The 23,379-nt window shown below is 72.7% G+C and carries 24 protein-coding genes; 12 read left to right on the forward strand and 12 right to left on the reverse strand.

Features of this window, described 5'->3' with window-relative positions; translation table 11 throughout:
- Positions 1–190: 190 nt before the first annotated feature.
- Positions 191–910: a GNAT family N-acetyltransferase gene (locus ACWEPF_RS22635; RefSeq protein WP_452173916.1), complete on the forward strand. Its 720-nt coding sequence runs from the start codon at positions 191–193 to the stop codon at positions 908–910.
- A 28-nt stretch (positions 911–938) separates the two neighbouring features.
- On the opposite strand, the gene ACWEPF_RS22640 is transcribed toward ACWEPF_RS22635, so the two are convergent.
- From ACWEPF_RS22640 to ACWEPF_RS22680, 9 genes are all read right to left on the reverse strand, one after another.
- Positions 939–1,589: an MOSC domain-containing protein gene (locus ACWEPF_RS22640; RefSeq protein WP_452173917.1), complete on the reverse strand. Its 651-nt coding sequence runs from the start codon at positions 1,587–1,589 to the stop codon at positions 939–941.
- A gap of 44 nt (positions 1,590–1,633) precedes the next feature.
- Entirely contained in the window at positions 1,634–2,821 is a 1,188-nt protein-coding gene (locus tag ACWEPF_RS22645; RefSeq protein WP_452173918.1) for an ADP-ribosylglycohydrolase family protein, read from the reverse strand.
- 62 nt (positions 2,822–2,883) lie between these two features.
- Positions 2,884–3,717: an alpha/beta fold hydrolase gene (locus ACWEPF_RS22650; RefSeq protein ID WP_452173919.1), complete on the reverse strand. Its 834-nt coding sequence runs from the start codon at positions 3,715–3,717 to the stop codon at positions 2,884–2,886.
- Positions 3,718–3,784: 67 nt separating this feature from the next.
- Positions 3,785–4,093 carry a transcriptional regulator gene (locus ACWEPF_RS22655; protein ID WP_452173920.1) on the reverse strand — a complete coding sequence of 103 codons (309 nt, stop codon included), beginning with the start codon at positions 4,091–4,093 and terminating at the stop codon, positions 3,785–3,787.
- Positions 4,090–4,554, reverse strand: a complete 465-nt coding sequence (locus ACWEPF_RS22660) for a hypothetical protein (protein WP_452173921.1) — start codon at positions 4,552–4,554, stop codon at positions 4,090–4,092. The genes ACWEPF_RS22655 and ACWEPF_RS22660 overlap by 4 nt, the downstream gene beginning before the upstream one ends.
- A 71-nt stretch (positions 4,555–4,625) precedes the next feature.
- Positions 4,626–5,114, reverse strand: coding sequence for a ribonuclease domain-containing protein (locus ACWEPF_RS22665; protein ID WP_452173922.1), 489 nt, complete (start codon positions 5,112–5,114; stop codon positions 4,626–4,628).
- 193 nt (positions 5,115–5,307) lie between these two features.
- Positions 5,308–8,016 carry a pyruvate, phosphate dikinase gene (gene ppdK / locus ACWEPF_RS22670; RefSeq protein ID WP_452173923.1) on the reverse strand — a complete coding sequence of 903 codons (2,709 nt, stop codon included), beginning with the start codon at positions 8,014–8,016 and terminating at the stop codon, positions 5,308–5,310.
- Positions 8,017–8,580: 564 nt separating this feature from the next.
- Complete coding sequence (gene dusB, locus ACWEPF_RS22675) at positions 8,581–9,735, reverse strand: tRNA dihydrouridine synthase DusB (RefSeq protein ID WP_452173924.1); 1,155 nt, start codon at positions 9,733–9,735, stop codon at positions 8,581–8,583.
- A 100-nt stretch (positions 9,736–9,835) separates the two neighbouring features.
- Positions 9,836–10,666 carry a helix-turn-helix transcriptional regulator gene (locus tag ACWEPF_RS22680; protein ID WP_452173925.1) on the reverse strand — a complete coding sequence of 277 codons (831 nt, stop codon included), beginning with the start codon at positions 10,664–10,666 and terminating at the stop codon, positions 9,836–9,838.
- A 96-nt stretch (positions 10,667–10,762) separates the two neighbouring features.
- Here ACWEPF_RS22680 and ACWEPF_RS22685 point away from each other — a divergent pair, with 96 nt between their 5' ends.
- The 4 genes from ACWEPF_RS22685 to ACWEPF_RS22700 are packed head-to-tail and all read left to right on the forward strand — an operon-like array spanning position 10,763 to position 13,572.
- On the forward strand, positions 10,763–12,199 hold the full coding sequence (locus tag ACWEPF_RS22685) for an MFS transporter (RefSeq protein ID WP_452173926.1): 1,437 nt from the start codon (positions 10,763–10,765) through the stop codon (positions 12,197–12,199).
- A 53-nt stretch (positions 12,200–12,252) separates the two neighbouring features.
- A complete protein-coding gene (locus ACWEPF_RS22690; protein WP_452173927.1) occupies positions 12,253–12,549 on the forward strand; it encodes a type II toxin-antitoxin system Phd/YefM family antitoxin in 297 nt (98 codons plus the stop codon).
- Entirely contained in the window at positions 12,546–12,944 is a 399-nt protein-coding gene (locus ACWEPF_RS22695; protein WP_452173928.1) for a type II toxin-antitoxin system VapC family toxin, read from the forward strand. Before ACWEPF_RS22690 ends, ACWEPF_RS22695 begins: the two co-directional genes overlap by 4 nt.
- Positions 12,945–12,996: 52 nt before the next feature.
- Positions 12,997–13,572: an NADAR family protein gene (locus tag ACWEPF_RS22700; protein WP_452173929.1), complete on the forward strand. Its 576-nt coding sequence runs from the start codon at positions 12,997–12,999 to the stop codon at positions 13,570–13,572.
- On the opposite strand, the gene ACWEPF_RS22705 is transcribed toward ACWEPF_RS22700, so the two are convergent.
- Together ACWEPF_RS22705 and ACWEPF_RS22710 are read right to left on the reverse strand one after the other, a co-directional pair.
- Positions 13,569–14,213: a phosphotransferase gene (locus tag ACWEPF_RS22705; protein WP_452173930.1), complete on the reverse strand. Its 645-nt coding sequence runs from the start codon at positions 14,211–14,213 to the stop codon at positions 13,569–13,571. The two genes, ACWEPF_RS22700 and ACWEPF_RS22705, sit on opposite strands and share 4 nt — an antisense overlap.
- A 25-nt stretch (positions 14,214–14,238) precedes the next feature.
- Complete coding sequence (locus tag ACWEPF_RS22710) at positions 14,239–14,778, reverse strand: CGNR zinc finger domain-containing protein (RefSeq protein WP_452173931.1); 540 nt, start codon at positions 14,776–14,778, stop codon at positions 14,239–14,241.
- A gap of 175 nt (positions 14,779–14,953) precedes the next feature.
- Between ACWEPF_RS22710 and gap the strand changes: the two genes are divergently transcribed.
- From gap to ACWEPF_RS22725, 3 genes are all read left to right on the forward strand, one after another.
- Complete coding sequence (gene gap / locus ACWEPF_RS22715) at positions 14,954–15,961, forward strand: type I glyceraldehyde-3-phosphate dehydrogenase (RefSeq protein ID WP_452173932.1); 1,008 nt, start codon at positions 14,954–14,956, stop codon at positions 15,959–15,961.
- A 131-nt stretch (positions 15,962–16,092) separates the two neighbouring features.
- Entirely contained in the window at positions 16,093–17,427 is a 1,335-nt protein-coding gene (locus ACWEPF_RS22720) for a TrpB-like pyridoxal phosphate-dependent enzyme (protein WP_452173933.1), read from the forward strand.
- Positions 17,428–17,513: 86 nt separating this feature from the next.
- On the forward strand, positions 17,514–18,416 hold the full coding sequence (locus tag ACWEPF_RS22725; RefSeq protein ID WP_452173934.1) for a hypothetical protein: 903 nt from the start codon (positions 17,514–17,516) through the stop codon (positions 18,414–18,416).
- A gap of 62 nt (positions 18,417–18,478) precedes the next feature.
- Here the strand turns inward: ACWEPF_RS22725 and ACWEPF_RS22730 are convergent, their stop codons facing one another.
- Positions 18,479–19,861, reverse strand: coding sequence for a glycine--tRNA ligase (locus tag ACWEPF_RS22730; protein ID WP_345287671.1), 1,383 nt, complete (start codon positions 19,859–19,861; stop codon positions 18,479–18,481).
- A gap of 211 nt (positions 19,862–20,072) precedes the next feature.
- Between ACWEPF_RS22730 and ACWEPF_RS22735 the strand changes: the two genes are divergently transcribed.
- Genes ACWEPF_RS22735 through ACWEPF_RS22750 form a run of 4 tightly spaced genes read left to right on the forward strand, consistent with a single transcriptional unit; the run spans position 20,073 to position 23,335 of the window.
- On the forward strand, positions 20,073–21,020 hold the full coding sequence (locus tag ACWEPF_RS22735; protein ID WP_345287669.1) for a metal ABC transporter substrate-binding protein: 948 nt from the start codon (positions 20,073–20,075) through the stop codon (positions 21,018–21,020).
- A 17-nt stretch (positions 21,021–21,037) separates the two neighbouring features.
- Complete coding sequence (locus ACWEPF_RS22740; RefSeq protein ID WP_452173935.1) at positions 21,038–21,874, forward strand: metal ABC transporter ATP-binding protein; 837 nt, start codon at positions 21,038–21,040, stop codon at positions 21,872–21,874.
- Positions 21,875–21,920: 46 nt separating this feature from the next.
- Entirely contained in the window at positions 21,921–22,886 is a 966-nt protein-coding gene (locus tag ACWEPF_RS22745; RefSeq protein ID WP_452173936.1) for a metal ABC transporter permease, read from the forward strand.
- A 35-nt stretch (positions 22,887–22,921) separates the two neighbouring features.
- Positions 22,922–23,335, forward strand: coding sequence for a Fur family transcriptional regulator (locus ACWEPF_RS22750; RefSeq protein ID WP_345287663.1), 414 nt, complete (start codon positions 22,922–22,924; stop codon positions 23,333–23,335).
- Positions 23,336–23,379 lie beyond the last annotated feature (44 nt).

The raw sequence follows: 23,379 nt of genomic DNA on the forward strand, positions 1-23,379 counted from the left end.
GTTGATCCGAGTCCGTTCCGGCACCGCGCTGCCCGGATGCGGGCCGTCGCCACCCCTGCACGCACCACCGCCGGCGTTCCCGGCTACGCAGATGTGGCCGACGGGCCCGGAGTTCCGGGGCGAAACGTCCCGCCCGAGTGCCGTACCACGGCGTTCGGGCCCCTCCGACAGCCGAAGGACCGAAGGTTCCGTGCCCGTACCCGTCACCCTCATCGGCCGCACCGTGCGGCTGGAGCCCCTCGCCATGCACCACGCCGAGGCACTCGCCGAAGCCGGCGCTGAGGACCGTACGACCTACGCCTTCACTCCTGTCCCGCACGGCCTCGAAGCCGCCCGGGAGTACATCGCGCGCGCCCTGGCCGACCAGGCGGCCGGCCGCTCGGTGCCGTTCGCCACGGTCGCGGTGGCGGACAACCGGGTGGTGGGCTCGACCCGGTTCCAGGAGCTCGACTACTGGCAGGGTCCGGTGATCTGGCCGCCCACCCCGGGCGTGCCGGTCGGCGATCCGCTGCACGCCGTGCCGGACGCCGCCGAGATCGGCGCCACCTGGCTCTCCGCCAAGGCCCAGGGCACCGGGATCAACACCGAGGCCAAGCTGCTGATGCTCCGTCACGCCTTCGAGCACTGGGGCGTCCAGCGGATCTCGCTGCGGGCCGACGCCCGGAACCTGCGCTCGCGCGCGGCGATCGAACGCCTCGGCGCCACCTGCGAGGGCGTGCGGCGCGCGCACTCGCGCGGGCTGGACGGCGTGGTCCGCTCGACCGCCTTCTACTCGATCCTGGACGAGGAGTGGCCCGCCGTGCGGGACATCATCGAACTGCGGATCGCCGCCGCCACCTCCCCGAGCGCGCCGGACCGGACGCTCCCGCAGGAGTGCCTCGGCGCCGGCACGACGCTGCTCTCGGCCTGACGACCCGTCGGCCCGGCCCGCGCGGGGATCAGCCCTTCGCGAGCCGGGCGCGGACGCGTTCGCGGGTCTCGGCGGGGAGCTCCTCGACGTCCACCAGCCGGGGCAGCAGGGCAGGTTCGGTGGTCAGCGCGCGGAAGGTCTCGGCCACGGTCAGGTCGTGCGCCGGGCGGTGCTCCACCGTGACGGCGTCCCCGGCCCGGATCTCGCCGGGCTCCAGCACCCGCAGGTAGGCCCCGGGCAGCGCGCGCTGGGTGAAGCGCTTCACCCAGCGCTGCTCCTCCAGCCAGTCGGCGAAGGTGGAGCACGGCACCCGGGGCACCGTCACCTCCAGCAGCAGGTGCTCGCCGACACGCCAGCGCTCGCCGATCAGGGCGCCGTCGACGTCCAGTCCACTGGTCGTCAGGTTCTCGCCGAAGGAGCCGTCGGAGAGCTCCCGCCCGAGCTCGGCGGCCCAGGCGTCCAGCGTCTCCCCGGCGTAGGCGTAGACGGCCTGCACGGCGCCGCCGTGGTGGGCGGTGTCGAAGATCACGTCCCCGGCCAGGCCGGAGCCGTCCGTGCCGGGGTCGGTGACCAGCACGGGGAGGTCGGTGGGGCGCTTGTCGATTCCGGTGCGGCCCGCCTCCGGCTTGGCCGGATTGGGGCGCGGGTGGGCGAGGTTGACGGAGCGTAGATGAGCCATGTGGCGCAGCGTACGACTCCCCCGCGCGCACCCGCACCCAGGTTTCAGAGCGCCCGGAGCAGCCCCGCCAGCTCCCCCGCCGGATCGGCCGGGACCGCCCGGCCCGGGTCCGTCTCCACCACCGCCGCCACCGGCCGGAAACGGCCGCGTACCGCCCGGACCAGGACGGCGAAGACCTCGTCCCCGTCCCGCCCCAGGTGCAGCACGCCCTCGCGGGTGTAGCGGTACCACGCACCCGGCTCCCGGTCGCGGGTCCTGACGCGCTGCCAGTCCTCGGACGTCCACTCCACCTCGGGGAACGCGACCGGCTCCGGCCGCAGGACCGCCCGCCCGCGCGGGCCCGCCACTCCGCCCGGCTCGGGGAAGGCCCAGTCCGGCAGCGGTTCGGCGGCGGCCAGCCAGGCGTCCGGGATGCCCGCCGCCCCGGTGTGCGCGGCCACCACGCCGCCGACGATCGCGGCGGTGGTGTCGACGTCGCCGCCGGCCGAGACGGTCTCCCAGAGGGCTGACGGGTAGTCACCCAGGTTGCGGGCGGCGGCCCAGAGGGCGAACGGGACGGTGTCCGCCGCGCTCACCAGCCTGCCGTTGCCGAGCAGCTGAGCCGCCGTCCGGTGACCGGCCTCCCCGAGCAGCGTCACGGCCTCGGCGATCCCGCGCCGCACCGCCCCGTCCGGGGTGAGCGCCAGCACCGCGCCCAGGAAACCCTCCGGCGTGGTCGGCTCGGTCCTCGCCCGGACGGCGTACGCGGCCGCCACCGCGACGGCCACCGCCCCGGCCACCGCCTGCGGGTGGGTGTGGGTGATCACGGCGGTCGTGGTGGCGGGCCCGACGGCCCGGGCCGGGTCGTCCGCGAACGCGGCGCCCAGCGGGGCGACCCGCATCGCGGCGCCGTTGCCGTAGGAGCCCTGCCCGTCGAAGAGCGCGGCGGCCAGCGCGCGGGCGTCGCCGCCCTCGCGGACCAGGCGGAGCAGGCGGTTGGCGGCGGGGCCGTAGCCGCGGTCGAAGTCGTGGTGGTTCGCGAAGGCGTGGGTGAGGTCGAAGACGTCGACCTCACCCCGCTCGGTCAGCGCCGCGTGCACCGAGCAGGCCATCTCGGTGTCGTCCGTCCACGGCCAGGGGCCGGGCGGGAGTTGACGGGCGGTCAGGTGCTCGCGGTTGTCGGGGAGGAAGAACTGGGCGCCGAAGGAGTCGCCCGTGCTGAGGCCCAGCAGGGCGTCGTAGGAGGGGGTCATTGCCCCCGATGCTGCCAGCCGGGGCGCACGTTGGCCAGGGCCGACGTCCCGTCAGCGGCCCGTCAGCGGTCCAGGAAGGCCCGCACGGCGTCCACGAAGGGGGCCGGCTCGCCGATCCACGGGAAGTGGCCGACGCCGGACAGCACCACCTGCTCGCCCTTCGGGAAGACGGCGGCGATCTCGGCCGCCCGGGCCGGCGTCGGCCCGCCGTCGAACTCGCCCGCCACCACCAGCACCGGCACCTCCAGCCGCGCCAGGGCGGCCCGGGTGGCGGCCGGCTCGAAGGCCTCCTCCTGGTAGTAGTACTGCGCCGCCTCCGGGTGGACCTGGTCGGCCCGCTCCACGACGTGCTGCTGCTCGGCCGCACCCCACCGGCCGTAGATCAGCGGGGCGAAGCCGTCGAAGTCGAAGACCCCGCGCTTGGTGGCCTCCAGCGCGGCGGCCGCCTTCGGGTACCAGGGCTCGTCCGCCAGCTGCGCGGCCGCCTTGGTGCGGTCCTCCACCGTGAACGGCACGTCGATCGCGGCGGCGGCCGGGGTGACCAGCACCAGCCGGGCGATCCGCTCCGGGTGCGCGGCGGCGTAGAGCACGGCCAGATCGGAGCCGGCCGAGTGCGCCAGCAGGTCGACCCGCTCCAGCCCGAGCGCGGCCCGGAAGGCCTCGACGTCCTCGACCTGGCGGTCGACCCGGTAGGTCTCCGGGTCGGCCGGAACGGCGGAGTCGCCGGTGCCGCGCAGGTCCAGCCGGTACAGGGTGCGGTGCCCGGCGAGGCCGCCGAGGTCACCGAGGCAGGCGGAGTCGCGCATCGGACCGCCGGGCAGGCAGAGCAGCGGGGCGCCGGTGCCGTCCTGGTGGTACGCCAGGAGGGTGCCGTCGGGAGCGGAGAAGGTAGGCATGGGCCGATCCTCCCCGCACCCGCCGCCGCAGGCAACGTGGTTGATCAGGTGTCAGGGAACGCGGGCGCTACCCCGTGGCGCCGGCCGCCTCCGTGGCGGCGGCGGCGAGCTGCTGCAAGGCCGTCAGATGGGCGGCCAGCGCGGCCCGTCCGTCCTTGGTGGCGGCCAGCCAGGTGCGCGGGCGCTTGCCGACGTACCCCTTCTTGACCCGCACGTAGCCGGCCTCCTCCAGTGCGGAGGCGGTCTTGCTGAGCACCGAGTCGGAGACCTGCGCGTAGTCCCGGACGGCGCCGAACTCGGCCTCCTGGCAGCCGCTCAGGAAGGCCAGCACGGTCAGCCTGGTCGGGTTGTTCAGCTGGGGGTCGAGCCCGCTCACCGGACGTCCTCCTGCGCCGCGGCGCGCATCTGCCGGGTCACCCGGCGCATGGTCCGCCAGAACACCGCACCGGCCGCCCCGCCCGCGACCGCGCCGACCAACAGCATCGGCAGCCCGGCCCACCAGCCGAGCCCACCGAGCCCGAGCTCGACCGCGGCGATCGTCAGCGCGGTGAGCACGGCCACCTTCGCGGCGGCCGGCGAGGGCCGGTTGACCACTCCCTGGAGGCGGGTGACGGCCCCGGCCATCCCGCCGACGGCCGGGCCGACCATGGCGCAACCGACGATCATCAGCCACTCCAGGTCGAACTGCATCGCGGCGCCGACCACCAGCCCCTGCACCAGGAAGACCGCCCCGATCGCCGGCCCGTACCAGTCGGGCGGCGGCACCGGGCGGGAGGCGGCGGCGGTGGCGCGGCCGGCGAGTTCGAGCGCTTCGGCGGGCGTCAGCGAGCTGTCCATGGTGTTCCCCCTACGGATCGGCAACTGCTTCCATGGTGGCATCTACTTTCCTGATTGGAAAGTACTTTCGCTCAGCAGCGGGAGTCGATCTCGGAGAAGGTGTCGTAGTGGTCCGGCGTCCAGTACTGCTGCCCCGCCGAACCGGTGACGATCCGTCGGGCCCCACGGGTCGGCGCACCCGGGGTGACCACGGTGTACTCGTGGTAGTAGTCGCCCTTCTCCCTGGGCAGCCGCCCCTCCCGGTTCTCGAACACGATGCCGTCGCTCCGGTACGGGTACGGCCCGCCCCTGGCGATCAGCCCGAGGGTGTCGCGGGCCTGCTGCGGCAGCGCGGAGCGGCAGACGTCCGGGTACGCGGCGCTGGTCGGCACCCAACCGGTCGGACTCGCGGCGGCCGGGGCGCTCGCGGTCGGCGGAGGACTCGGGCGGGGGGCGGGGCTGCTCGGGCGCGCGGACCCGCTCGCGGCGGACGGACTGCTCGCGGCCTCCGGCTTGCCGCTGCCGCACCCGGTGAGGGCGAGCAGCAGGGCGACGGCCAGCAGGTGGTGACGGTGCTTCATGGCCCCAGCTTGCCGGGGCACCCCACCCGGCACGCCGCAAAACGCCGCTGGGCCCGGTACGGACGCCATTGTCCGTACCGGGCCCAGCTGTTACACACGGCGGCTCTCCTGCGCCGAGCTCCGCCGTGCGCCCCTCCATAACTTGGTCGGAGTGGAGGGGTTGCGGTCAGCGATGGGACCGCGCTGCTTCGTGTCAGCGCGAATCGCTGCCCGCCGTCTCGAGGGCGGCGCGGCCTGCCTCCAGGCGCGCCACCGGGATCCGGAAGGGGCTGCAGGACACGTAGTCCAGGCCCACCTCGTGGAAGAAGTGCACCGACTCCGGGTCACCGCCGTGCTCGCCGCAGACGCCGAGCTTGAGGTCGGGGCGGGTGGCCCGGCCGGCCTCGACGGCGCTCTTGACCAGCGAGCCGACGCCGTCGCGGTCGATGGTCTCGAACGGGCTGACGCCGAAGATGCCCTTCTCCAGGTACGCGGTGAAGAACGAGGCCTCCACGTCGTCCCGGGAGAAGCCCCAGACGGTCTGGGTCAGGTCGTTGGTGCCGAAGGAGAAGAACTCCGCGGCCTCGGCGATCTGACCGGCCGTCAGAGCGGCACGGGGCAGCTCGATCATGGTGCCCAGCTTGATGTCCAGCGACACACCGGTGGAGGAGGAGACCTCGGCCAGCACCCGCTCGCACTCGTCGCGGACCAGCTCCAGCTCCTGGACGGTGCCCACCAGCGGGATCATCACCTCGGGGCGCGGGTCCCCGCCGGCCAGCTTGCGCTCGGCGGCGGCCTCGGCGATCGCCCGGACCTGCATGCCGAACAGGCCGGGGATGACCAGGCCGAGGCGGACGCCGCGCAGACCCAGCATCGGGTTCTGCTCGTGCAGCTTGTGCACGGCCTGGAGCAGGCGCAGGTCGTTCTCGTTCGGGTCCTTGCGGGCCTCGGCGAGGGCGACGCGCACCGAGAGCTCGGTGATGTTCGGAAGGAACTCGTGCAGCGGCGGGTCCAGCAGACGGACCGTCACCGGGAGCCCGTCCATCGACTGGAAGAGCTCCAGGAAGTCGCCCTTCTGCAGCGGCAGCAGGGTGGAGAGCGCCTGCTCCCGGTCCTTGTCGTTGTCCGCCAGGATCAGGTGCTCGACCTCCTTGCGGCGCTCCTCGCCGAGGAACATGTGCTCGGTGCGGCACAGACCGATGCCCTGGGCGCCGTAGCGGCGGGCGCGGTTCGCGTCCTCGGCGTTGTCGGCGTTGGCGCGCACGGCCAGCCGGCGGCGGACGTCGGCGTGCGACATCAGGCGGTGCACGGCCTGGACCAGGCCGCCCTGGACGTCGGCACCGGCGTGCAGGGTGCCCTCGAAGTACTCCACCACCGGGGAGGGGAGCACCGGGACCTCGCCGAGGTAGACCCGGCCGTTGGCGCCGTCGATCGAGACCAGGTCGCCCTCCTCGATCACCAGGCCGTCGGAGGTGACCATCCGGCGGCTCTTGGTGTCGACCTCGAGCTCCTCGGCGCCGCAGACGCAGGTCTTGCCCATGCCGCGGGCCACCACGGCCGCGTGCGAGGTCTTGCCGCCGCGCGAGGTGAGGATGCCCTCGGCCGCGATCATGCCCTCGAGGTCGTCCGGGTTGGTCTCCCGGCGGACCAGGATGACCTTCTCGCCGGAGCGGGACCACTTGACGGCGGTGTAGGAGTCGAAGACCACCTTGCCGACCGCGGCGCCGGGCGAGGCGGCGATGCCCCAGGCGACCTGCTTGGACTCGGCGTTGGGGGCGAAGCGCGGGAACATCAGCTGGGAGAGCTGGGCACCGTTCACCCGGTGCAGCGCCTCGTCCAGGTCGATCAGGCCCTGGTCGACCAGCTGGACGGCGATCCGGAAGGCGGCGGCGGCGGTGCGCTTGCCGACCCGGGTCTGGAGCATCCAGAGCTTGCCGCGCTCGATGGTGAACTCGATGTCGCAGAGGTCGCGGTAGTGGTTCTCGAGCTTCTGCATGATCGCCATGAGCTCGTCGTACGACTTCTTGTCGAGCCCCTCCAGGTCGGAGAGCGGGAGGGTGTTGCGGATGCCCGCCACCACGTCCTCGCCCTGCGCGTTGGAGAGGTAGTCGCCGTAGACGCCGACCGCACCGGTGGAGGGGTCGCGGGTGAAGGCGACGCCGGTGCCGGAGTCCTCGCCGAGGTTGCCGAAGACCATCGAGCAGACGTTGACCGCGGTGCCCAGGTCGTTCGGGATGCGCTCCTGCCGGCGGTACAGGCGGGCGCGGTCGCCGTTCCAGGAGTGGAAGACGGCGTGGATCGCCAGGTCCATCTGCTCGCGCGGGTCCTGCGGGAAGGCGCGGCCGGTCTCCCGGAGCACGATGCCCTTGAAGGTCTCGACCAGGGCCTTGAGGTCCTCGGCGGTGAGGTCCAGGTCGTTCTGGGTGCCCTTGGCCTCCTTGACCTCGTCCAGGGCCTCCTCGAACAGCTCGCCCTCGACGCCCAGCACGGTCTTGCCGAACATCTGGACCAGGCGGCGGTAGGAGTCCCAGGCGAAGCGCTCGTTGCCGGACTGCGCGGCCAGGCCGAGTACGGAGACGTCGGAGAGGCCGATGTTCAGGACCGTGTCCATCATGCCGGGCATGGAGAACTTGGCGCCGGAGCGGACCGAGACCAGGAGGGGGTGGTCGGCGGCGCCCAGCTTCTTGCCCATCTCGGCCTCGAGGGCCTCCAGGTGGGCGCTGATCTCCTCGTGCAGCGAGGTGGGCTCGCTGCCGGTCTCCAGGAAGACCTTGCAGGCCTCGGTGGTGATGGTGAAGCCGGGAGGTACGGGGAGGCCCAGGTTGGTCATCTCGGCGAGGTTTGCACCCTTGCCCCCGAGAAGGTCCTTGAGGTCCCGGTTTCCTTCGGTGAAGGAGTAAACGAACTTCTGCTGCGACGGCACGGGTCGGTCTCCTCGCACACGGTTGCCCTGACGCCGGAGAACATACCCATTTCGAAGGCGGTTTCGCGCCGTCGATAGGCCCTCTGATCCTGCCGAAGCCTGACGACCCGACAGATCGAATGCCCGGTCGGGCGTTCACCTCTGTTGCTGAAATCGTCCGGCTGACGCTAGCTTGCGTTCAAGTATTGAAGGCAACGAAACGCGAAGATCACCTGAACCGGACGGAGCGTAGCGGCGGATCGCCCACGATGTTGCCCCGGTTTGATTTCCTGTGGCCAGTCGGGCGGTTCCGGCGCCCGGGCCCTTCGGGAAGCGATCCACCCCCTCGGAGCCGGTCCGGCGGCCTGACTGACCGTCAGTGGCCACCGTATGTGGCCAGCGTCACGAGCGCATCTCAGCCAACGGGCGTACTCCGATCGGATACTCCGTCACCTTGCGTCCACCACTCCGTGCGCACCGTCACGGAAATCGGCCGCAAAGGAGCCCTCTTGGCCAGGATGTCCAAGAGGGCTCGGCCGGGTCGGCCTGTGCACCAGGGTGGCCAATTTGGCCACCCTGTAGTGCTCATCCGCCCGAGGTGTCCGATTCGGCGTCCGCAGACGGCAGGGCGCAGTCGTACGGATCGTCCAACCAGCCCTCGGGCAGCACCACGCGGTTGTTGCCGCTGGTCCGTCCGCGCGGCCCGTCCGCGCTCTCCGGCCAGAGCTGGCTCTGCTCCACCTGGGCGAGGGTCTCGGTGAGTTCGGCCAGTGAACTCGACATCGCGAGCTTCACCCGCAGCTCCGAACCGACCGAGAAGCCCTTGGTGTACCAGGCGACGTGCTTGCGGAAGTCGACCACGCCGCGCGCCTCGTCGCCCATCCACTCGCCCAGCAGCTCCGCGTGCCGGACCATCGCCCTCGCCACGTCCGCGAAGGCCGGACGGGCCCGGTCCACCTCGCCCTCGAAGATCGAGACCAGCTCCTTGAACAGCCACGGCCGGCCCAGGCAGCCGCGGCCGACCACCACGCCGTCGCAGCCGGTCTCGCGCATCATCCGCACGGCGTCCTCGGCCGACCAGATGTCGCCGTTCCCCAGCACCGGGACCTCGTCCGGGACGGACTCGCGCAGCCGGGCGATCGCCGACCAGTCGGCGGTGCCGCCGTAGTGCTGCGCGGCCGTGCGGCCGTGCAGCGCGATCGCCGCGACGCCCTCCTCCGCACCGATCCGGCCGGCGTCCAGGTAGGTGAGGTGGTCGTCGTCGATGCCCTTGCGCATCTTCATGGTGACCGGCAGGTCGCCCGCGTTGGCCACCGCCTGCTTGAGGATCTCGCGCAGCAGGTTCCGCTTGTACGGCAGCGCCGAGCCGCCGCCCTTGCGGGTCACCTTGGGCACCGGGCAGCCGAAGTTGAGGTCGATGTGGTCGGCCAGGCCCTCGGCCGAGATCATCTTGGCCGCCCGGCCCACCGTCTCCGGGTCCACCCCGTAGAGCTGGATCGAGCGCGGCTTCTCGCTCGGGTCGAAGTGGATCAGCTGCATGGTCTTGGCGTTGCGCTCGACCAGCGCCCGGGTGGTGATCATCTCGCTGACGTACAGGCCCTTGCCGCCGCTCTGCTCCCGGCACAGGGTGCGGAACGGGGCGTTGGTGATCCCCGCCATCGGCGCCAGCACCACGGGCGGCCAGACCTGCATCGGCCCGATGTCCAGGGGCTTGAACTCGGGAGCGGGAGTGGTGGTCATGGCGCGACGGTTCCTCGGGGCTCGGCGGACGGGACTTCCCATTGTCCCCCACTCGGCGCAGCCCCCGGCCGACCGAGCCCCGCGGCACCCGCCCCGACCGTCACACCCCCGCCAACCGCCCCAGCTTCGCGGCCGTCTCCTCGTCCAGCGGGGTGTAGGTGACCATCCGGGTGCTCGGGCGCGGGCCCAGCCAGAGGCTGGTGTAGGTGAAGGAGAACAGGCCCTCGTCCGGGAGCAGGAACCGCTTCTCCCCGTTGCCCGGTGCCGAGACCTCGTGCCGCTGCCAGAGCTCCTCGAACTCCGGCGAAGCCGTCCGCAGCCGGTGCAGCAGCGCCTTCCAGGCCGGCTCGGCCGTGTGGTCGGCCATCGCCGCGCGGAAGCGGGCGACCATCGAGCGGGCGTCGGTGCGGCGGTCCACCAGCCGCGAGCCGAAGACGCTGTCGGTGAAGGCCAGCCACATCAGGTTCCGCTCCTCGAAGGGCAGCGCCTCCAGATCGCCCGCCAGCCAGGTGTACGCGCGGTTGTACGCCAGCACGTCGTAGCGGCTGTTCACCACGGCCGCCGGGTACGGGTCCACCCGGTCCAGCAGCAGTTGGACCGCCGGGGTCACCATGTGGCAGACCGGCTGCGCCACCGGGTCCTCACCACCGGCCAGCGCGAACAGGTGGGCCCGCTCGCTGCGGTCCAGCATCAGCGCCCGGGCCACCGCGTCCAGCACCTGCCCGGAGACCTGGATGTCCCGCCCCTGCTCCAACCACGTGTACCAGGTGACCCCCACCGCGGAGAGCTGGGCGACCTCCTCCCGGCGCAGGCCCGGCGTGCGGCGGCGGCCGACGGCCGGGAGGCCGACCTGCTCGGGGGCGATCCGCTCCCGGCGGCTGCGCAGGAAGGCGGCCAGCTCGGTGCGGGCGGTTGCGGTGGTCGTGGTCATGGGTACCAGGATGGCGGCTCGGCGCTCCTGTTGCCAGGTAGTACCGGTACCAGGATAAGGAGCATCTGGTACCAGGTTGCGGCACCCGGCAACCTGATGGACGTGACCCAGCAACTGACCCACCCTCAGCAGCTCACCGCCGCCCGGCCCACCGGCCACTCCGGCCTCTCCACCGCCGGGCTGGCCACCGTCCTGCTCGGCGCCTTCCTCCCGATGCTCGACTTCTTCATCGTCAACGTCGCGCTCCCCACCATCGAGCACGACCTCTCGGCCGGCCCGGCCGTGCTGGAGCTCATCGCCGCCGGGTACGGCATCGCCTTCGCCGTCCTGCTGGTGCTCGGCGGGCGGCTCGGCGACGCACTCGGCCGGCGGCGGCTGTTCGTCGGCGGCTCGCTCGGCTTCGCGCTCGCCTCGCTGCTGTGCGGCATCGCCCCGTCGGCCTGGGCGCTGGTGGCGGGCCGGGTGCTCCAGGGCGCGGCGGCTGCGGTGCTGCTCCCCCAGGTGCTGGCCACCATCACCGCCGCCACCGACGGCGCCCGGCGGGCCAAGGCGCTCTCCGTCTACGGCGCGGTCGGCGGGATCTCGGTGGTGATCGGCCAGGTGCTCGGCGGCTTCCTGGTCTCGGCCGACGTGCTGGGCACCGGCTGGCGCTCGGTCTTCCTGCTGAACGTCCCGTTCGCCGTGGCCACCGCCTTCCTGGCGCTCCGTCACGTCCCGGAGAACCGCGCCGAGCGGGCCTCCCGGATCGACCTGCCCGGCACCGTCCTCCTCTCCCTCTCGCTGCTCGCCCTCTTCGTCCCGCTGATGGAGGGCCGCGCGCTCGGCTGGCCGCTCTGGTCCTGGCTGGCCCTCGCGGCCTTCCCCTTCCTGCTGCTGGCCTTCCTGCTCACCGAGCACCGGCTGGAGGCGCGGGGCGGCGATCCGCTGCTCCCGCTCTCCCTGCTGCGGATCCCCGAGATGCGGCGCGGGCTCGGCATCGCGCTCCCCTACTTCACCGGCTTCGGCGGCTTCATGTTCGTGGTCGCCGTCCTGCTCCAGCAGTCCCTCCACCTCGACCCGGTGGCGGCGGGCTGGGCCCTGGTCCCGATGGCGGTCGGCTACTTCACCGCCTCGCTCGCCTCGCCCCGCCTGATCGGCCGGTACGGCTCCCGCGTCATCACCACCGGCGCCGCCCTCCAGGCCCTGGGCCTGAGCACCCTCCTCCTGACCGCCCTCACCCTCGGCCTCTCCCCCCTGCGCATGCTCCCCGGCGTCGCCCTCGCCGGCATCGGCCAGGGCCTGATCGGCACCCCCCTCTTCCGCGTCGTCCTCACCAAGGTCCCCGCCGCCCGGGCCGGCACCGGCAGCGGCGTCCTCGCCACCGCCCAGCAGTCCAGCCTCGCCCTCGGCGTCGCCACCCTCGGCACCCTCTACCTCTCCCTCGCCCCCACCCTCGGCGCCCTCCCCGCCCTCGCCGTCGTCCTGGCGATCCAGACCGCCGGCTCCGCCACCATCCTCCTGCTCAGCCTGGGCCTCCCCCGCTCGATCGGGTGATTGCGACGCACGAACCTCGCGAACGACGCACGCAGCGGCCTACCGTGAGTCGCATGACAGCCAGAGTTCCGATCCGTCAGCTGCAGCAGCACGCCAGTGAACTGATGGACAGGGTCGCGGCCGGTGAGCGGATCGAGATCACCCGGAACGGACGGCTGATCGCGGTGCTCTCCCCGCCCGATCCGGAGCAGCGGGTCCTGGAGGACCTGGTCCGTGACGGGACCGTCGATCCGGAGAACGCGGCCACCGCCACCGGCCTGGCCCACTGGGAACCCCCGGTGGCGCCGGAGGGCCTGGCCTCCCCCGGCTCCGCACTCGCCGTGATGCGGGAGGAGGAAGAGGAGAGGTGATCTATCTCGACTCGTGCGCACTGCTCAAACTGATCGTGCCGGAGGCCGAGTCCCCCGCCCTGCGGACCTTCCTGTCCGCCCGGGGCGCCGAGGGCCACGCCACCAGTGCCCTGGCCCAGGTCGAGGTGCCGAGGGCGCTCCGGCGGGTGGATGCTCCCCCGTACCTCTTCGACGCGGCGGAGGACGCCCTCGACCGCCTGCTTCGGATCCGGCTCTCCGACCCCGTCCTCCGCGCGGCCCGCCTGCTTCCGGGGCAGCACCTGCGAAGCCTGGACGCGATCCACCTGGCCAGCGCGGAGCACCTGGAGCACGCGCTCACCGCCTTCGTCACCTACGACAAGCGCCTGGCGACCTCTGCGGCCGACCGCGGACTTCCCGTGGTGAGTCCGGGCTGATGCCGGCAAATCCGCTGGTCGGCGGTGCCGGGTCGGTGCGAGGATCTGGTGCATGACGACGCCTCAGCTGCCCATCGACACCCGTGACCGCGAGGAGCTGGCCGCGTTGGTGGCCGCCGGGGCGCGGCCGAAGTACCTGTTCTTCTGGGGGCACCGGCCGGAGCGGGACGGGCGGATCGGGGCCGGGGCGCTGAGCCAGTGGTGGCCGGGGGCGTTCGAGGTGGACGGGATCCGGTACGGGTCGGCGGAGCACTGGATGATGGCGGGGAAGGCGCGGCTGTTCGGGGACGAGGAGATGCTCGCCCGGGTGCTGGCGGCCAACTCGGCGGCGGAGGCGAAGAAGTTCGGCCGGATGGTCCGCGGCTTCGACGGCGATCGCTGGGACGCCGAGTGCTTCGAGCTCGTGGTCCGGGGCAACGTCGCCAAGTTCGGCCAGGACGAGGCCCTGCGCGGCTACCTCCTCGGCACCTCCGGCCGCGTCCTGGTCGAGGCCAGCCCGCTCGACCGGATCTGGGGCATCGGACTCCCCGCCGACGACGACCGCGCCACCCGCCCCGCCGACTGGCGCGGCCTCAACCTCCTCGGCTTCGCCCTGATGGAGGCCCGCGCCCGCCTCGCGGCCGGCTAGGGGGCGAGGATCAGCGCGACGGCCTCGTCCAGGGCGGCGATCTCGTCCGCGGAGAGGGTCGGGTTGGCCGCCCGGTGGGCCTTCGCGGCGTCCAGCAGCATGCCGTCGGTGCCGCCCAGCCCCCGGACCAGTGCGGTCAGCACGGCGCGGGCGACCTGGGCGACGGCGGGCATGGTGAGGGCGGCCTGAGCCAGGATCAGGGCGGACATCGCGGTGTCCAGGCCGGGCGGGCCCTCGTCCGCGGTGTCCCAGTCGATCACCACCGGGCCGTCGGGGGTGAGGAAGACGTTGTCGGGGTGCAGGTCGAGGTGGAGGACGCGGCCGGCGCCGGTCCGGGACGGGACGGCGTGCAGCCTCCGCAGTAGGTCGGCGAGGAGCGTGCCGGCCTCCTCCGGACCGACCGTGCCCGCCCCGAGGGCCTGCAGCATGGTCGGCCCGTCCAGCCGCTGGAGCACCAGCTCCGTCGCGTCCGGGCCCGGCCACACCCGGGGCACGGGGTAGCCGTGCCCCGCCAGGTACGTCATCAGGGCGGCCCCGCCGCCGGCGTCCGCGCCGTCGCGGTAGCGCCGCAGCACCCGCCCCTCGTCCAGGGCGAACACGTCCGCCGTCCGCCCGCTGCCGATGAGTTCCCCCGTGATCATGCGGAAGAAGCTACCCGACGGAGCCTCAGGCCGGGTGTCTCTCCCGGAAGGAGGCGGCCTTGGCGCGGTTGCCGCAGCGGGTCATGTCGCACCAGCGCCGCGCCCCCTTGCGGGAGAGGTCGACGTAGAGGCGGGTGCAGGTCTCGGCGGCGCACTCCTTGACCGGGGCGGCCAACGGGAGGGCGAGCAGGCGCTGGGCGGAGCGGGCCAGGGTGGCGAGCAGGGCCTCGGCGGTGCCGGTGCGGTGGAGGGTGCCGTCGGGGCGGAGTTCCTGACGGAGTCCCGGTCCGTCTGCCTGACGGTTGAGCAGCCGGCGGTCGGCGGCGGCGTACGGTGCGGAGGAGGCCGCCGCGCCCGCCAGCCGGAAGATCGTCTCGCGGAGCCGGACGGCGTGGGCGAGGTCCTCGGCGTCGGCGGCCATCGGCTGGTCGACCAACCCGGCCGCGACGGCCCAGGCGCCCAGGTCGGCGGGGGTGACCAGCTGGTCGAGGGCCAGGCCGCGGCGGCGCTGCACGGTGCCGACCAGGTCGAGGGCCGGGTCACCACTGACAAAGACGAACTCCATTTCGCCAGCATAGTGCGCAACCGGCCGCCATAACCGGTATGACTGGTTATTGCGAGGTCCGTGGGTTACTCTCGTAACACCCTCAGAAATAACCCCACAGAGTGGTTACCAGCCGACGACGCCTGGCAGCGCTCCGTCAACTGACGTACGTAGCACGGGAATACGAGGAGTCGAGATGGCAGTCAAGGTAGCGGTCAACGGTTTCGGTCGGATCGGCCGCGGCTTCGTCCGGGCGGCGCTGGAGCGTGGCGCCGACCTTCAGGTGGTGGCCGTCAACGACCTCACCGACGCGAAGACCCTGGCCCACCTGCTCACCTACGACAGCTCCCTCGGCAAGCTGGCCGAGGACGTCCGCGCCGAGGGCGACAGCATCATCGTCGGTGGCCAGACCATCAAGGTCTTCGCCGAGCGGGACCCGGGCAAGCTGCCCTGGGGCGAGCTGGGCGTGGACGTGGTGATCGAGTCCACCGGTGTCTTCACCGACGCCACCAAGGCCCGCGCGCACATCGAGGCCGGCGCCCGCAAGGTGATCATCTCCGCCCCGGCCAACGGCGAGGACCTCACCCTCGCGATCGGCGTGAACGACGACAAGTACGACCCCGAGGTCCACCACATCGTCTCCAACGCCTCCTGCACCACCAACTGCCTGGCCCCGCTGGCCAAGGTGCTGAACGAGGCACTGGGCATCGAGCACGGCCTGATGACCACCGTGCACGCCTACACCCAGGACCAGAACCTCCAGGACGGCCCGCACAAGGACGCCCGCCGCGCCCGCGCCGCCGCCACCAACATCGTCCCGACCTCCACCGGTGCGGCCAAGGCCATCGGCCTGGTCCTGCCGGAGCTCCAGGGCAAGCTGGGCGGCACCTCGCTGCGCGTCCCGATCCCGGTCGGCTCGATCACCGACCTGACCGCCCGGGTGGAGCGCCCGACCACGGTCGAGGAGATCAACGCCGCCTTCGCCAAGGCCGCCACCGAGGGCTCGCTGGCCGGCATCCTCCGCTACAGCGAGGCGCCGCTGGTCTCCAGCGACATCGTCGGCGACCCGGCCTCCGTCGTCTTCGACGCCGGCCTGACCACCGTCAGCGAGGACGGCCGCCAGGTGAAGATCTTCGGCTGGTACGACAACGAGACGGGCTTCTCCCACCGCGTGGTCGACGCCGCCCTGCTGCTCGGCGCCTGATCCACCCGCCGCCGCTGTGGCCGGGCCGCCGTCCCCGGCCCGGCCACAGCGACCGGCCGTTCGAGTGTGAGCGCCCCGCCGCGGTGGAACCACCTATCGGTCGCCGTCCACCGAACGGAACCGGGCCGCCCATGACCACCGCACCGTCCAGCACCGTGAAGTACCTGCTCCCCGAGGAGCTGACCCCCAGCACCTGGTACGACATCTCCGCCGATCTCCCGTCCCCCGTACCGCCGTTGCTGCACCCGGGCACCAAGGAGCCGGTCACCGCGGCCGATCTGGAGCCGCTCTTCCCGCCCGAGGTGATCGCCCAGGAGCTGGGCACCGGCCCCGGCCCGCGCGCCCGCGAGGTGGACATCCCCGGCGCGGTGCTGGACGTCTACCGGCAGTGGCGGCCCAGCCCGCTGGTCCGAGCCCGGCGCCTGGAGCGGGAGTTGGACACCCCGGCCCGGATCTACTTCAAGTACGAGGGCGTCAGCCCGACCGGCAGCCACAAGATCAACACCGCGGTGCCGCAGGCGTACTACAACCACCGCGCGGGCGTCCGCCGCCTGGTCACCGAGACCGGCGCCGGGCAGTGGGGCAGCAGCCTGGCGCTGGCCTGCTCGTACTTCGGCCTCGACTGCGAGGTCTGGATGGTGCGGGTGAGCCACGACCAGAAGCCCTACCGGCGGGCCCTGATGGAGACCTTCGGCGCCACCGTGCACGCCAGCCCGAGCCCGCTCACCGCCGCCGGCCGGGCCGCGCTGGAGGCGGACCCGCAGGCCTCCGGCAGCCTCGGGCTGGCCATCTCCGAGGCGGTGGAGGCGGCCGCGACCAGCGGCGGCGCCGCCAAGTACGCACTCGGCTCGGTGCTGCACCACGTGCTGCTGCACCAGACCGTGATCGGCCAGGAGGCCCTGCTCCAGTTCGAACTCGCCGAGGACGCACCGGACGTGGTGATCGGCGCGGTCGGCGGCGGCTCCAACTTCGGCGGCCTGGCGATCCCCTTCCTCGGCCGGCAGCTGGCCGGCGGCCCCGCCGTCCGGGCCGTCGCGGTCGAGCCGGCCTCCTGCCCCTCCCTCACCGCCGGCCGCTACGACTACGACTTCGGCGACACCGCCGGCCTCACCCCGCTGGCCCGGATGCACACCCTCGGCCACTCCTTCACGCCCCCGGCCATCCACGCGGGCGGCCTGCGCTACCACGGCATGTCACCGCTGATCAGCCACCTGCACGAGCTCGGCCTGCTGGAGGCCCGGGCGGTGCGGCAGACCGAGTGCTTCGAGGCGGGGGTCCGCTTCGCCCGGGCCGAGGGCATCGTCCCGGCCCCGGAGTCCACCCACGCGGTGAAGGCCGCCGTCGACGAGGCGCTGGCCTGCCGGGAGTCCGGCGAGGCCCGCACCATCCTGTTCGGCCTCTCCGGCCACGGGCACTTCGACATGCAGGCCTACACCGACTTCCGGGCCGGGCGGCTCACCGACTGAAAACCCTCCCGACTCACCCCTGTAACACAACTGCCTTGTAGCAAAGGGAGGATGACGGTTCACGGACGAGCCGAGGGGACCGAACAGTGAGCGGAGCGCAGGCGGCACGGCGGCGGCCGACCGGGGCACGGTTCGGCGGGGTCTACCAGGAGGAGGAGGCCCCGGCGGCCCCGGCTCCCGCCGCCGCCGCGCCCCGCGGTGCCCGGTTCGCGGGCGCCCCCGTCCAGCCGGAGCCCCAACCGGAGGCCGCCGCACCGCCGTTGGCCCCTCCGCAGCGCACCGGCCCCGAGCTGGTCTCGTTGGCCGGCCGGATCACCGCCCTGCACCAGGGCGGAGCCGCCCACGAGTCCGCCGCCCTGACCGCCCAGGCTGCCGTCCTGCTGGCTCCGGAGGACGTGGCCAGGCTGGCCGTGCTGCTGCACGCCCAGGGCCCGGAGGGCGCCGCCGGATACCTGGCCAGGGCCACCGTGCACGGCAGCCCCGAGCAGGCCGCCGCCACCCTGGCCGGGCTGCGCCGGGCCGGGCTGGCCGAGGAGGCGGCCGGACTGTTCCACGCCCTCTGGGGCCACCCCAGCTCCCAACTCCCGCCGCTGCTCGCCGCCTTGGAGCGCCACGGGCTGGCCGGCGACGGACTCACCCTGCTCTGGGAGCGGGCCTCCGCGGCCCCGGCCGAGCTGGCCGCCCTGGCCACCGCTCTGCGGGCGGCCGGACGGGCCGAGGACGCGCACCGCCTGCTGCACCAGGCGACCGGCCGCCGCTCCGGCGAACTCGCCGCGACCGCGCTGGAGTTGGACGAGACGCTGGCCGCCGAGCTCTCCGCCCAGGCGGCCCGGCTGCGCTCCCCCGCCGACCTGGCCGAGTACGCCGCCGCGCTGACCGCCTCCCCGCCGCGCTACCGGGCCCTGCTCGCGGCCGTCGCCGCCCTCGACGAACCCCGCCGGCGCTCCGCCGTGGCCGCCCTGCGCGCCCTCGGGCTCCCGCTGCGCTGAGAACGCGGACGGCCCCGCCGCCCTCGAAGGGGCAGCGGGGCCGCATGCGGTCCGACGGTGCGTCAGCAGCCGATCAGACGGGCGCCCAGGTAGGACTTCACCTGGTCGAGCGAGACGCGCTCCTGCGCCATGGTGTCACGCTCGCGGATGGTCACCGCGTTGTCCTCGAGGGTGTCGAAGTCGACGGTGACGCAGAACGGCGTGCCGATCTCGTCCTGACGGCGGTAGCGCTTGCCGATCGCGCCGGCGTCGTCGAACTCGACGTTCCACGCGGTGCGCAGGTCGGCGGCCAGGCCGCGGGCCTTCGGCGAGAGGTCGGCGTTGCGGGAGAGCGGGAGCACCGCGACCTTGACCGGGGCCAGCCGCGGGTCCAGCCGCATGCCGACGCGCTTCTCCATGCCGCCCTTGGCGTTCGGCGCCTCGTCCTCGAAGTAGGCGTCGATCAGGAAGGCCAGCATGGCGCGGTTCAGACCGGCTGCCGGCTCGATGACGTACGGGAAGTAGCGCTCGTTGGCTTCCTGGTCGTTGTAGCGCAGGTCCTTGCCGGAGGCCTCGCTGTGCACGGTGAGGTCGTAGTCCGTGCGGTTGGCCACGCCCTCCAGCTCGGAGAACTCGTTGCCGCCGAAGTTGAAGCGGTACTCGATGTCCACCGTGCGCTTGGCGTAGTGGGAGAGCTTCTCCTTCGGGTGCTCGAAGAAGCGCATGTTCTCGGTGCGCAGGCCGAGGCCGACGTACCAGTCCCAGCGCTGCTGCAGCCAGTACTCGTGCCAGGTCTCGTCCTCGCCCGGCTTGACGAAGAACTCCATCTCCATCTGCTCGAACTCGCGGGTCCGGAAGATGAAGTTGCCCGGGGTGATCTCGTTCCGGAAGCTCTTGCCGACCTGGGCGATGCCGAACGGCGGCTTCTTGCGCGAAGTGGTCTGCACCTGGCTGAAGTTGGTGAAGATGCCCTGCGCGGTCTCCGGGCGAAGGTAGGCCAGGCCGGACGCGTCCTCGGTGACGCCGAGGTGCGTCTTCAGCATGCCCGAGAACTCCTTGGGCGCGGTGAAGCCGCCCTTGTTGCCGCAGTTCGGACAGTTGACGTCGGCCAGGCCGTTGGCCGGGAGCTTGCCGTGCTTGGCCTCGTACGCCTCCTCCAGGTGGTCCGCGCGGAACCGCTTGTGGCAGGAGAGGCACTCGGTCAGCGGGTCGTTGAAGGTGGCGACGTGGCCCGAGGCCTCCCAGACCTCACGGGCCAGGATCACCGACGAGTCGAGACCGACGACGTCCTCGCGAGCGGTGACCATCGAACGCCACCACTGGCGCTTGATGTTCTCCTTGAGCTCCACGCCCAGCGGCCCGTAGTCCCAGGCGGCGCGGGTGCCGCCGTAGATCTCGCTGCAGGGGTAGACGAAGCCTCGGCGCTTGCTCAGGCTGACGATCGTGTCGATCTTGTCGGCGGCCACAGTGCTCTCTTCAGTACGACGTCACGCGAGTGACGGCACGGTCAGGGCACGGCTGGTTGCACGTACCCGAATACCAGCAGAGGTTACCGGGCGGCCCCGTGGGGGGTTCAAATCGGTATTCGCCCGCACACCGTGTGTCGAACGGACCATCGGACCGTCGGACAGTTGAGTGAGTTGACAATCATTTCCAGTTAAGTTGAGAATGGTTGTCATGAAGTCGCGCCGCCTCCCCACCTCGATAGCCCTGACCGCCACCGCCGTTGCCGGCGCCCTCCTGCTCTCCGCCTGCGGCGGAGCCAGCAGCGCCGAGGACGGCAAGGGGAAGCTCGACGTGGTCGCGTCGTTCTACCCCATGGAGTTCCTCGCCGAGCAGATCGGCGGGCAGCACGTGAAGGTGACCGACCTCACCGCCGCCGGCGTCGAGCCGCACGACCTGGAGCTGACGGCCAAGCAGGTCGCCAAGGTCAAGGGCGCCGACGCCGTCCTCTACCTCAAGGGCCTGCAGCCCACCGTGGACAAGGCCGTGGCGCAGAGCGACTCCAAGCACGTGGTCGACGCCACCGCCGCCTCCCCGCTGGTCGACCACCACCTCCCCGAGGGGCACGCCGAGGACGACGGCCACGACCACTCCGGCGCCGCCGGGGACCCGCACATCTGGCTGGACCCGAACCGCTACGCCGCCGTGGCCAAGAACGTCGGCGCCGAGCTGGCCAAGGCCGATCCGGCGCACGCCGCCGACTACCAGACGAACACCGACCGGGTGGTGGCCGAACTCGCCGCCCTGGACAAGGAGTTCAAGGACGGCCTGAAGGACGCCAAGGGGAAGTCCTTCGTCACCAGCCACGCCGCCTTCGGCTACCTCGCGGACGCCTACGGGATCGACCAGCTGGCCATCAACGGCGTGGACCCGGAGTCCGAGCCGACCCCGGCCAAGCTGGCCGAGATCCAGAAGGAGGCCAAGGAGCACGGCGTCTCCACCATCTTCTTCGAGACCCTGGTCAGCCCCAAGCTGGCCGAGACGGTCGCCAAGGACCTCGGCCTGAAGACCGCCGTCCTCGACCCGCTGGAGGGCGTCAAGGACCCCTCCAAGGAGAACTACTTCTCCGTCATGAAGCAGAACCTGCACAACCTCCAGGCCGCCTTCGGCATCCAGAGCTGACGGGACACCGCATCACCATGAGTTCAGTCATTCCCGAGGCCCCGGCGGCCGAGGGGACGGACACCGCCGAGGCGCGGCACCCCCAGCGGGGTGCCGCGCCCGCGGTCGTCTGCCTCTGCGACGCCGTCGCCTCCCTCGGCGGCCGTCCCGTCCTGCGCGGGGTCGACCTCAAGGTCCGGCCCGGCGAGGTGGTCGCGCTGCTCGGGGCCAACGGCTCCGGCAAGTCCACCACCGTCAAGTCGGTGATCGGCGCCGTCCCGCTGGAGCGCGGCGGCCTGGAGCTGTTCGGCACCCCCTTCGCCAAGTTCCGCGACTGGCACCGGATCGGCTACGTGCCGCAGCGCACCACCGCCGCCAGCGGCGTGCCCGCCACCGTCCGCGAGGTGGTCTCCACCGGGCGGCTGCCCAAGCACGGACTGCTGCCGTTCCGCCGCAGGGACCGGGCGGCCGTCGACCGCGCGCTGGCCGCCGTCGGGATGCTGGACCGGGCCGGGGACGGCGTGGCCGGGCTCTCCGGCGGCCAGCACCAGCGGGTGCTGATCGCCCGCGCGCTGGTCGGCACCCCCGAACTCCTCATCATGGACGAGCCGATGGCCGGGGTGGACCTGGAGAGCCAGCAGGTGCTCGCCGACACCCTGCGCACCGAGGTCGAGCGCGGCGCCGCCGTCCTGCTGGTGCTGCACGAACTCGGCCCGCTGGAGCCGCTGATCGACCGCACGGTCGTCCTTCGCGACGGCTGCGTCTCCTACGACGGCCCGCCGATCCCCAGCACCGGCCAGCACGCCCTGCCGGGCCACGACCACGTCCACCCGCACGGGGACGAGCACCTGACGACCCCCGGACTGCTCGCATGAGCGCCGACCACCCGCGCACCACCCGCCCGACCTCAGGACTGCCGCGATGACCGAGATGCTCAGCTACGACTTCATGCAGCGCGCGCTGATCGCCGCCGTGCTGGTCGGCATCACCGCCCCCGCCGTCGGCATCTACCTGGTGCAGCGGCGGCAGGCGCTGATGGGCGACGGCATGGGCCACGTCGCGCTCACCGGCGTCGGCCTCGGCTTCTTCTTCCAGACCAGCCCGGTCTGGATGGCGGTGCTGGTCTGCGTGCTCGGCGCCGTGGTCATGGAGGTGGTCCGCTCGCGCGGCAACCAGCGCGGCGACATCGCGCTGGCGATGCTCTTCTACGGCGGCATGGCCTGCGGCAAGCTGCTGGTCAGCATGAGCTCGCAGTCCGGGAACGGAAGCCTGGAGAGCTACCTCTGGGGCTCCATCCTCACCGTCTCCCCCACCGACCTGCTCACCATCACGGTGCTGGCCGCCGTGGTGATCGCGGTCACCATCGGCCTGCGCCGCCAGCTCTTCGCGATCTGCCAGGACGAGGAGTTCGCCCGGGTCACCGGCCTGCCGGTGCGGGCGCTCAACCTGCTGCTCGCGGTGATGGCCGCCGTCACCGTCACGGTGGCGATGCGGGTGGTCGGCCTGCTGCTGGTCTCCGCGCTGATGGTCGTCCCGGTGGTCGCCGCGCAGCAGCTGACCCGCTCGTTCGCGATGACCCAGGCCGCCTCGATCGGCGTCGGCGTGGCCGTCGCGGTGGCCGGCGTGGCCGGCTCCTACGAGGCCGACCTGCCGTCGGGCCCGGCCATCGTGCTGCTGGCCATCGTGGTCTTCGCGGTCTTCAGCGCACTGGCCGCACCACTGGCCCGGCGCCGCCACCGCGCCGCCCCGGACGCCGGGCCCGAGGTCTGCGAGGTCGGGCTGCCCCGCCAGGCCGGGCCGTCCGACCCCCACCGGCCCCAGGAGACCCGGGAGTCCGAGGAGTCCCGCACCGAGGATTCGGTCACCAGTCGGGGACTGGCACAATGAGGTGCCAGACGCCCACTCTCCCTGGAGGACCCACGGTGACCACCGCAGGCCCGTCGCGTGCCCGATCGACCCGGCAGCGAGCCGCCGTCTGGGCGGCCCTGGACGAGGTCGAGGACTTCCGCAGCGCCCAGGAGCTGCACGACCTCCTCAAGCACCGCGGCGACTCGGTCGGGCTCACCACCGTCTACCGCACCCTCCAGTCGCTGGCCGACGCCGGCGAGGTGGACGTGCTGCGCACCGCCGACGGCGAGGCGGTCTACCGCCGCTGCAGCAGCGGACACCACCACCACCTGGTCTGCCGCTCCTGCGGCTCCACCGTCGAGGTGGAGGGCCCCGCCGTCGAGCGCTGGGCCAACTCGATCGCGGCCGAGCACGGCTACAGCGACATCGCGCACACCCTGGAGATCTTCGGCACCTGCGCCAGCTGCGCCGCCAAGGCCACCGCCTGACGGACCGTCGGACGCACGGCCGAGGGCCCGTACGGATTCACCTC

Source organism: Kitasatospora sp. NPDC004289 (assembly GCF_053602875.1).